This is a genomic window from uncultured Thiodictyon sp. (genome assembly GCF_903946935.1).
In the GTDB taxonomy this organism is placed as follows: Bacteria; Pseudomonadota; Gammaproteobacteria; order Chromatiales; family Chromatiaceae; genus Thiodictyon.
This window is the reverse complement of record NZ_CAJAXH010000024.1, coordinates 1-9,760: the sequence shown is the minus strand read 5'-3', so window position 1 is coordinate 9,760 and position 9,760 is coordinate 1. Positions and strand designations below refer to the sequence as shown.

Here is a 9,760-nt window from a genome sequence, read left to right as displayed (position 1 = left end):
CTAGCAGCCTGTCGGACTTAGCCACCGTCACCACCGCCTGAGGCCGTTGGATGGCTTTTTTTGGCAAAAAAAGAGGCGATTTTCGGCTAAAAACGCAGTTTTCCTCGGTTATCCCCTTACTGCGGACGTAATACGGCCATCCGTTTTAGGTTCCACGCCAGGCAGACCAACGTCCACTCGCCCTGGACGTTGTCCAGACCGCGGGTGAGAAATTGGCGGAAACCCATCACCGACTTGATGATCCCGAACACCGGCTCGACGGTCTGCTTGCGCAGCGCATAGGCCGCCCGGCCGGCGCCGGTCTTGAGTCGGTTGGTCATACGCTCGACCGGTGTGGCCGCGGGTGCCAGCTCCGGCGGCTCGCGAAAGCGCTCCGACCAATGGGGGTGGTGTTGGTCGCGTCTGACCGCAATCAGCGGCTCGATCCCGGCCGCGTCGCAGGCCGCCACGTTGTCTTTGCTGAAATAGCCGGCGTCCGCCGCGACCTGCTTGGCGCCGTTGAGTGGCGCGGGCAGCGCCTGGAGCTTCGCGAGCATCGGTACCACTTGTTGCTTGTCGTTGACCGCCTGCACGACCTGTGGGACCACCACCAGCATGCTCTCGGGGTCGACCATGGCTTGGGCGTTGTAGCACTGCTCGAAGCCACCGCCGGCGACCGGCATGATCCGCGATTCGTCGTCGGTCAGATTGATCTGGTCATCCACCCGCGGCCCCGGCGTCGGGGCCTTGGGGGCGGTGCCGCCAATCTTCTTGCCAGTGGCCGCGACGCGGGCGGCGCGCGCCACGAGCTTCGCCTCGTACTCGGCTTGTTCGCGCGCGAAGCGCTCGGCGGCCCGTGCCTCGATCGTGGTCTTGGCGGCGGCAATCGCCGCCAGACGTTCTTCGCGCCGCTCCAGCTCCGCCGGGATGCTCATGCCGTCCGGGACCTGGGTGCCGTCCGTGCGCTCGGCCAACGCCAGCAGTTCTTGGACCTCGGCCCGCAGGTGCGCCTCCAAGGCCTCGGCGTGCCCATAGGACAAGGCGCTGTGGCGGCTGGCGTTGGCGTGAATCTTGGTCCCGTCCAGGCAGACGCTGCCGAACCGACTGAACCGGTTCTCCCGCGCCACCTCCAGCACTTGCACGAAGGCCGTCTCAAATTCCTTGCGGAAGCGTCGCCGGAAGGTCGCCAGGGTGTCGTGGTCCGGGTGCAGGTTGCAGGCAATGAAGCGAAATGCCAACGAATCATAGGTGGCCCGCTCGATCTTGCGGCTGGAAAAACGCCCGGTGGCGTAGCCATAGATCAGCAACGCCAACAGCATGGCTGGGTGATAAGGCGTACTCCCGGTCCCGCGATACGCCTGCACCAGCGTGCTCAGATCCAAGCCGTCCACCACCTCGACCACGTAGCGTGCCAGGTGCCCCTTGGACAGCCAGTCCTGCACCGACAGCGGCAGCAGCAAGTCAGTCTCGCGGTCCATCGGATGGAAGCGGCGCATCGGCAGTCGTACTCCGGACATCGGGGTTGATCCGGACAGTGTACAGGAACGTCACCCGCGACGGAGCCCCGAAGTCCGACAGGCTGCTAGACCACCGGAGGTAAGCCCTACCTCGGCAAGGCGAAGATCTTGATCTGGATGTCGTCGCCGTTGACCCGGTATTCGGTGGTGACACCAAAACGGCCTGATGGAATGTCCAGGCTCCAACCCGAAGGCCAAAGTGGGTCGCTTGGGTCTTGGTAGGACCTCGACTAGCTGGCGCTTGCGCCGTCAACCCGCCGCGATTAATCTCTGATGCCATGGACGAAATCGCCACCCCCCACGACACCTTTTTCCGCGAGAGCTTCGGTCGCCGGGAGATCGCTGAGGATTTCCTGCGACACCATCTGCCGGCCGAGCTGCTCGCCGAGATCGAGCTCGGAACCCTGGAAATATCCAAGGACACCTACGTGTCGGCCGACCTGTGAGCGGCCTACTCCGATCTGGTCTATCGGGTACGCCATCGCGACGGACCCTTTACGATCTACGTCCTGTTCGAGCACAAGAGTAGCCCCGAACACTGGACCGCGCTGCAACTGCTGCGCTACCTCGTGGCCGAGGGCGATGCATACCGCAAGCAACACCCGAAGGCCCACTTGCTTCCGCCGGTCTATCCGCTGGTGATCTATCACGGCAAACGCCGCTGGCGCGCACCCCGGAACTTCCAAGACCTGATCGCCCCACTTCCGGCAGTCATGTCGTCCTTCGTGCCGCAGTTTACCTACGCGCTACATGACATCTCTGCCCGCACCAACGCGGAGATCAAAGGCGCGGTACTGACCCGCCTGGTCCAACTGGCGATGCGTTGGATTTTCAGCCAAGAGCCCGTCGAGCGGCTGAGTGACCTCTTGGCCCTGATCGAACAGGTCGAGGACCGCGCGACCGCGCTGGAGATCCTCGAATCTCTGCTGCGCTACTATGTCCAAGGCACCGGGCGCGTGGAAGAACGCGATGTCCGCGCCCTGCTGGAAAAGACCCCCACAGGAGACCCCATCATGCAAACCTTTATCGACCGCCACATCGAGCAAGGCAGACAGCAAGGCATCGAACAAGGTGTGACGCGCGGTCGACAGGATGGTGAGGCCGCTATTCTGCTACGCCTGATCGACCGGAAATTCGGTGCCCCGAACGAAGCGGCGCGCGCGCGCATTACGAGTGCGGACCCCGATACCCTGCTGCGCTGGTCTGACCGCATCCTCACCGCGGACAGTCTCGACGCGGTGCTACATTGATTGGTGCAGGCGACGTGATACCTCACCTCTGTCCTATTACTTCAGTCAAGCCGGGTTTCTCAGGATGCTGGATTGTATTCGAGCCCGGCCCCTTTTCCCGCGATCCCATTCGAGTTTCCGATGCCCGGTTCTCGCAGCAAGGGCATCAAGAACATACAAATCTTTTGCTTCGACATGATGCTGATGCGTTTGTGCGCCGAGCGCGGCACCGGGCCGGGATTTCTGGTACACGACAGCCATCTTTTCGACGGCGTAGATGGCCGTCAAATCGCCAGCGCCCTCAAGGTCGGAGCGCAGACAGCGAAAGAACTGGGTTTCCATTACTCGTGACAATGAACGAGGACGACGCGTTCAAGGAAAGCACTGAAGGATTCAACGTTCGCGACCATGCTCTTTCGGTCGTGCTCACTGACGCAAGCGAGGATGGTGGGCTTTTCGGATTACGATTCTAGGAAGGCGCCTGAACTGCTCCCTATCTCCGTCGGACCAGGCATCGTGCGACGCAGCGGATTTGCCCTTGGCCGGCTTTTTTCTTCTCCAAATGCGGGATTGCAAAACCTGACCCTGCACCCCCCTCTGTCTCCAGCAACACACCCGATCTGAAGAGGAAATCGTTGTCCGTCCCCGTTTTCGGTGGCGCCGCGGGCGCGTCGGGGACGGGCGGTACCGGCGGCGGGGTCGCCTGCTCCAGTTCACCGCTCAGTGCCTCCGGCTCCGCCTCATCGAAGAGGCCGAGTTGATTGGGGGCGATCTGCTCGCTACTGGGGGCGAAGCGTTTGCGCTTGAGCCGCGCGATAGAGTCAAGCAGCTGCTCGATCCGTTGCGCCTGGCGGCTCCGCTCCTACTCCAGCTTGTCGCGCCCACGATTGCAGAAGACGAAGACCTGCGCAGTGCAGGGGTCCTGCTGCAACACGTCGACGACCAACGCCGCCAGCCCGTCGATGGACTTGCGCATGTCCGTGGCCCCCAGCGCCAGGTAGACCCGCGTATCCTCCCCCAAGGCGATCATGCCCGCGCCGCCAGCGTTGCCAGCACCCGCGTCAGGGTCGCCCCGTCGAAGGCGCACGCCACCTCAATGCGCACCCCGTCATGGGTCAGCAACGCGATCCCACTGGCAGCGCCGCCGCCCGGCGCCGACCGCTCCTCCAGCACCCGCACCGGGACCACGTGCAGCCCGGGTGTCGGCGCCGCGCCGACGCCCGTGGCGTCCTCCCGCAGTCGCTGGCGCCACTGATAGAAGGTCGTCTGTGCCACCCCATGCTGCGCGCAAAATGCCCGTGGGCTCAAGCCGCTCGCCTCGTCGGCGCCAACCAGTTCCCGCCACTGCGCCGCGCTGCGTCGTTGAGCCTTCCCCTGCTTTGCGATACGGCACCCCCAACCTGGTTGAACCAGGCGCGATCTTCGCTGGTTCGACCGGGGCGGCGAAAGATGCAATTCGCCGGATGCTTACTTTTCAACGTTCGTCGCCTGTTTCATGGACCCGGGGCGCTCGCGCGGCCCTGGTCGGTGATGCCCCATCCTCACACAAATCCTCCCAGCGGAGGCGACTTCTATCCTGACGTCTGGGGTTTCTTTACGGTCAACTTGGCCGATCGATCCAGCAGCCTTCTAGCGGACTTCTCGCGTACAATTCCGAAAACTGAAGAGATTGGCAAGAGCCGCCAAAGCAAGGGAGAGCGTGGGATTTGGCAACGGCGTTTTTGGGAGCATGTGATTCGGGGCGAGGTCGATCTCCAGCGCCATGTCGACTACACCCATTACAACCCGGTGAAGCATTGCTATGTGCAACACGCCGTCGATTGGCCATTCTCTTCATTTCAGCGCTGATGTTGGGGTTCCTTCGTCACCCCAACCTACAACGACTTTGACCTGGAGTGACCGATGGGGATCTTTACCCGCTTTCTGCTGATCGACTGCCCGAAAGAAATTCACTGCGGGCCCGACGGCACGCAGCCCGCATTTGACATCCAGTTCACCGCGGACGGCGAGATTCCGTTTCCCCAGGTGATTTTGCATGCGCACGGAACACAAATACTGCTCAATGGCGATGCCATTCGCTCCAGCCGAAAAGGCGACTATGTCGCCGCCGTGCCGGCGGGAACGCTCGCCGGCGAGCGCATCAGCATCCAGATCGAGGGCTGTCGCCAGGCCAACCTCGCTCATGCGAAGGGTGAAGACTGGATCAAGGAACACCGGGAGTTGCGCCTGATCCATCCGCCAAGACCCAGGGCGGAAATTCGTGCGGCGGTATCCGGCGGGACCGAGGTAAGGCTCTACTTCGGCATCCACAAGCACATGCACCAGCCTTATTACAACACCACCGACCGCAACTACTGGGATGGTGAGAAAGACGGCATCTTCGGTTCGCGCGGCGGAAATTATACGGATTTCATTCCCACCGCGGTGCGGCAATACCTGGATGGCGCGCTGCCCCATGCCGGGCTGTCGACGAGTTGGAGCGGCTCACTGATCGAACAACTCGATCGCTGCGGGGCCGAGGGGCTCTGCGGCGGCCGTTTCGCCGGCTGGAACAAGGCACTGCGCCAACTGGCCGGGGCCAAGACGGAGCTCGGCAACCCGCGTATCGCCTTTTCGACCTTCGGCTTCTTTCACCCGCTGATGCCGCTGATCCCCGCGCAGGACATCGTGCGCCAGATCGCCTGGCACCGCGACCTGATCAAACGGACCTTCGGCATCGAGGCGTCGCGGGTGTTGTTTCCGCCGGAAACCGCCTTCCATGTACGCATGATCCCGGCCCTGGTCGAGGCCGGCGTGACGGCCGTGATCTATGACTCGATCCACCGCTTCCGCGCCTGTCGCGATTACCCTTATGCCGGCATCAATGAGGGCATGTTGCCACCGAATGCCGCCGAGCAGGTCAACCCGTCAGTGGATGACTGGTTGCAGTTGACCAATATCTGGGCCGGATCGAAGATTTCGCCGCGCCTGCTGCGGCCCGAATATGTGGGCTACGAGGACCCGGAGGGCAAGCTCCACAAGATCATCGCCGTCCCGGCCGAGCGCTATATCGGCAACGAGGACGCACGCGGCGGCTTCGGTGCATTGCAATATCCCGATGTGCTGGGTCAGGTCTATGATCGGATCGTCAGCACCGGCAGCTTCGATCCGGCGCACCCGCCGTTCTTCGTACTGCATTCGGATGGCGACAACCATGGTGGCGGGGCCGACAGCTATTACGGCCACAACACCGCACGGCTGGTCGAATGGCTCCAGCAGGACTGCCGCTGTGAGCTGACCACGGTCGAGGATTATCTGCAACGCTTCCCGCCCGACCCGACCCAGGTGAGTCATGTCGAGCCGGGCTCCTGGGCGGGGGCCGACAACGGCGATCCGCAATTCATGAAGTGGTTCAGCCGTTATGATCAGCCTTACTCGCCTGACTTGAATTCGTGGGCGGTACTCACCGCCTTGCAGAATGCCGTGCATACGCTGGAGGCGAGCGCGCCCGATCATCCGGATCTGGCCGCCGCCATCCGCCTGCTGTTGACCGCCGAAACCAGTTGCTACTGGTATTGGACCGGCCAACAGGTCTGGGACCAGCAGGTGACCAACGCCGCCAATCTGGGGCTTGGCCTGCTCAAACCGGCGCTCGATGCCCTGGTGGCGGCCGGCCACGACCGCCACGGACCAACGATCTTTCCGCCCTGGGTGACACCGGAGAATCCGGGCGGCCAGCGCTGGGGACAGGGGTGCCTGCGCGATGCGCCGCGCCAAGGCGTCACCCACACCTTCGTCGCCGATGTCTGCGGGCTGTCGCGGGTCGAACTGGTGTTGCGCACCGCCACCGGGGAACGGCGCTTGACCATGCACAACCATGGCCCCTATCCAAGCCAGACCGGGGCCGCAATGACGGCGGACTATTTCACCGCCGAGCTGCCGGTCGGTGCCGGCGATGTGCGCTATTACATCGAGGCGCAAGACCGGCGCGGCAATCTGTCCAGGGGTGCCCTGGAACGTATTTTTCTGGCCTGAGGAGTCACCAACCATGCAACGATCCGCCCTTGCCGTCGCACTCCTGTGCGCCGCGCTACTCCCCGGCTGCGCCACCCTGACCCAGCCTTGGGAGGCACCGGAGGTGAGCCTTATCGGTCTGCGGCTCAAAGAGATGACCCTGGCACGCCAGGTCTTTGTGGCCACGCTGGCGGTCCATAACCCCAACGACCGGACCCTGCCGATCAAGGCTATGACCTACAAGCTGAAACTGGAAGGGCAGGAGTTGGCGCAGGGCGCGAGCACCCTGGACCGTCAGATCCCCGCCTTGGGCGATGCGTCGGTCGACGTGGAGGTGATTGGCAGCCTGCTTGGCGTGACCCAGATGCTCCCCGCCCTGGCCACCAGGCAGACCCCCCTGGACTGGACCCTGACGGGGACGGCGACCATCGCCGATGGGCTACTCACCCTACCCTATCGCTATTCAGGTCAGGTGGACCCCCAGGAGGTCCTGTCGCGCGCCGGTGCGCTGACGACGCCGACGACGCGTCAGGCCGCACCGCGACGATAGCCCGTCGCGTGGCGTTGGAACCGGTACTCAAGTCAGAGATCCGCGAACTGGAGTACCGCCTGACCATCAAGCTCGGGGCCATGATGATAGCGGCGGTGGCCGCCGTGGCAACACTGGTCATGCTGCTCTGAACTCACCGCACCGCGATGGCCGCGCAGCCGGGTCGATGGGCTGGGTGATGAGCAGTTGCGCCCTTCCATACATGGACACCGGCCCTAGCCCGGATCGCTCACCGTGGGGTTGAAAAAGGGCCGCCGACTCTGGCATAACGCTAGTGCGAACAACATGTTATTTGCCGGTGAGAGGGCGGCCCTTCGATGACAGAGTGTAACCCCGAACAGCAGGAATTTCACGCGCTCGGCAAGCGCCCGGTGGTGGCGGCGTTCGATGGGGGCATGATCAGCTCCGACGGCGGGGGGTTGCTGCTGCGCGAAACCGAGGTGCGCACCGGTATCCTCGCCCGGCTCGCCGAGCAGTTCACCGACTATCGTGATCCGGGCGCCATCGAACACACCGTGCTGGACTTGGTTGCGCAGCGCGTGTATGCGCTGGCGTTGGGTTACGAAGACCTCAACGACCATGATCGGGCAAACCGCCAGTCGTCGGGGAGATGCGCAAGACCCGAGCCGCCTCCCCTCCCCGGCCTGCACCAGATGACTGGGACACGACCCCCGGTGGTCAATCCCGCGATTGAATCATCAGCAACAGAAAGCTATAGTTTCGCAGTTGGCAAGATTTTGTTTCCACGTTCTCATGCCCATTAACATGGAGCACAAGTGTGATGCGTTCGTTCATGCGTTGGTGGGGTGGGGTGGGGCGCCGGTCGGGGACTGATCCGGTTCGGTCGGTTTGGTGTTGGATGCATGGGTTCGCACTCGCCCTGGTGCTGGCGCCGCCCGGGGCCGGTGCCGGGGGATTGGGCGTGGGTTGGGGTTACAACGAGCATGGCCAGTTGGGCAAGGGCAACATCACCGGTTCAGCCGTCCCGGTGGCAGTGGATGTGAGCGGGGTGCTGAACGGCAAGACCATCGCCCAGGTCAGCGCGGGGGGCGTTCACACCTGCGCCTTGGCCACCGACGGCACCGCCGCCTGCTGGGGTTGGAACTTCGATGGCGAGTTGGGCAACGGCACCTACACCGATTCATGGGTCCCAGTGGCGGTGGATGTGAGCGGGGTGCTCAATGGCAAGACCCTCGCCCAGGTCAGCGCCGGGCCCTATCACACCTGCGCCTTGGCCACCGACGGCACCGCCGCCTGCTGGGGTGACAACGGGTCTGGCCAGTTGGGCAACGGCACCAACATCCATTCATCGGTCCCGGTGGCAGTGGACACCAGCGGGGTGTTGAACGGCAAGACCCTCGCCCAGGTCAGCGCGGGTGGCGGTCACACCTGCGCCTTGGCCACCGACGGCACCGCCGCTTGCTGGGGTGCAAGCGCCTATGGCCAGTTGGGAAACGGCGCCAACACGGATTCATGGGTCCCGGTGGCGGTGGATACGAGCGGGGCGCTGAATGGCAAGACACTCGCCCAGGTCAGCGCGGGGGGCAATCAGACCTGCGCCTTGGCCACCGACGGCACCGCCGCCTGCTGGGGTTACAATTGGTATGGCCAGTTGGGCAACGGCACCAACACGGATTCATGGGTCCCGGTGGCGGTGAATGTGAGCGGGGTGCTCAACGGCAAGACCATCGCCCAGATCGGCGCGGGGGACTATCACACCTGCGCCTTGGCCAGCGACGGTATCGCCGCCTGCTGGGGCCACAACCTCTATGGCCAGTTGGGCAACGGCACCAACACGGCTGCATGGGTCCCGGTGGCGGTGGATATGAGCGGGGTGCTCAATGGCAAGACCCTCGCCGAGGTCAGCGCGAGGGGCTTTCACACCTGTGCCTTGGCCTCCGACGGCACCGCCGCCTGCTGGGGTGACAACGGGTCTGGCGCGTTGGGCAACGGCGCCACCACCAATTCAACCGTCCCGGTGGCGGTGGATCGGAGCGGAGTGCTCAATGGCAAGACCCTCGCCCAGGTCAGTGCCGGGCCCTATCATACCTGCACCTTGGCCACCGACGACACCGCCGTCTGCTGGGGTAGCAACTGGTATGGCCAGTTGGGCAATGGCGCCAACACAGCTTCATCGGTCCCGATGGCGGTGGATCGGAGCGGGGTGCTGAACGGCAAGATCCTCGCCCAGGTCAGCGCGGGGTACTATCACACCTGCGCCTTGGCCACCGACGGCACCCCCGCCTGCTGGGGTTGGAACTGGTCTGGTCAGTTGGGCGACGGCACCTCCACCGATTCAGCCGTCCCGGTGGCAGTGGATCGGAGCGGGGTGCTGAACGGCAAGACCCTCGCCCAGGTCTGCGCCGGGGCCTCTCATACCTGCACCTTGGCCAGCGACGGCACCGCCGCCTGCTGGGGTGACAACGGGTCTGGCGCGTTGGGCAACGGCGCCACCACCAATTCAACCGTCCCGGTGGCGGTGGATCGGAGCG

The 9,760-nt window shown here is 64.0% G+C and carries 9 protein-coding genes and 3 pseudogenes; 8 read left to right on the top strand and 4 right to left on the bottom strand.

From position 1 onward, the window contains the following. Positions 1-116: 116 nt before the first annotated feature. Positions 117-1,475 carry an IS1182 family transposase gene (locus QZX93_RS03145; protein WP_295394348.1) on the bottom strand — a complete coding sequence of 453 codons (1,359 nt, stop codon included), beginning with the start codon at positions 1,473-1,475 and terminating at the stop codon, positions 117-119. Positions 1,476-1,774: 299 nt separating this feature from the next. On the opposite strand from QZX93_RS03145, the pseudogene QZX93_RS03140 reads away from it, so the two are divergent. Next, positions 1,775-2,746, top strand: a pseudogene (locus tag QZX93_RS03140) (Rpn family recombination-promoting nuclease/putative transposase). A gap of 108 nt (positions 2,747-2,854) precedes the next feature. Beyond that, positions 2,855-3,198: pseudogene (locus QZX93_RS03135) on the top strand (DUF2326 domain-containing protein); the annotation flags it as partial. A gap of 20 nt (positions 3,199-3,218) precedes the next feature. Here the strand turns inward: QZX93_RS03135 and QZX93_RS27260 are convergent. From QZX93_RS27260 to QZX93_RS03125, 3 genes are read right to left on the bottom strand one after another with little or no spacing between them, the layout of a single operon-like run. Beyond that, entirely contained in the window at positions 3,219-3,554 is a 336-nt protein-coding gene (locus tag QZX93_RS27260) for a transposase (protein ID WP_366759593.1), read from the bottom strand. A gap of 33 nt (positions 3,555-3,587) precedes the next feature. Beyond that, positions 3,588-3,755 carry an IS66 family insertion sequence element accessory protein TnpB gene (gene tnpB / locus QZX93_RS03130; RefSeq protein WP_295389788.1) on the bottom strand — a complete coding sequence of 56 codons (168 nt, stop codon included), beginning with the start codon at positions 3,753-3,755 and terminating at the stop codon, positions 3,588-3,590. Continuing rightward, a complete protein-coding gene (locus QZX93_RS03125) occupies positions 3,752-4,000 on the bottom strand; it encodes a hypothetical protein (protein WP_295394347.1) in 249 nt (82 codons plus the stop codon). The genes tnpB and QZX93_RS03125 overlap by 4 nt, the downstream gene beginning before the upstream one ends. A gap of 174 nt (positions 4,001-4,174) precedes the next feature. On the opposite strand from QZX93_RS03125, the gene QZX93_RS27255 reads away from it, so the two are divergent. The 6 genes and pseudogenes from QZX93_RS27255 to QZX93_RS03095 all read left to right on the top strand — a co-directional run. After that, positions 4,175-4,573 (top strand): hypothetical protein, encoded by a 399-nt coding sequence (locus tag QZX93_RS27255; protein WP_366759590.1) that lies wholly within the window; start codon positions 4,175-4,177, stop codon positions 4,571-4,573. A 54-nt stretch (positions 4,574-4,627) separates the two neighbouring features. After that, positions 4,628-6,739, top strand: coding sequence for a glycosyl hydrolase family 57 (locus QZX93_RS03115; RefSeq protein WP_295389792.1), 2,112 nt, complete (start codon positions 4,628-4,630; stop codon positions 6,737-6,739). A gap of 13 nt (positions 6,740-6,752) precedes the next feature. Further along, entirely contained in the window at positions 6,753-7,268 is a 516-nt protein-coding gene (locus QZX93_RS03110; RefSeq protein WP_295389794.1) for an LEA type 2 family protein, read from the top strand. An 8-nt stretch (positions 7,269-7,276) separates the two neighbouring features. Then, positions 7,277-7,399: a hypothetical protein gene (locus QZX93_RS03105; protein ID WP_295389796.1), complete on the top strand. Its 123-nt coding sequence runs from the start codon at positions 7,277-7,279 to the stop codon at positions 7,397-7,399. A 186-nt stretch (positions 7,400-7,585) separates the two neighbouring features. After that, positions 7,586-8,032, top strand: a complete 447-nt coding sequence (locus QZX93_RS03100; RefSeq protein ID WP_295389797.1) for a transposase — start codon at positions 7,586-7,588, stop codon at positions 8,030-8,032. Between the two features lie 95 nt (positions 8,033-8,127). Then, a pseudogene (locus QZX93_RS03095) lies at positions 8,128-9,760 on the top strand (hypothetical protein); the annotation flags it as partial.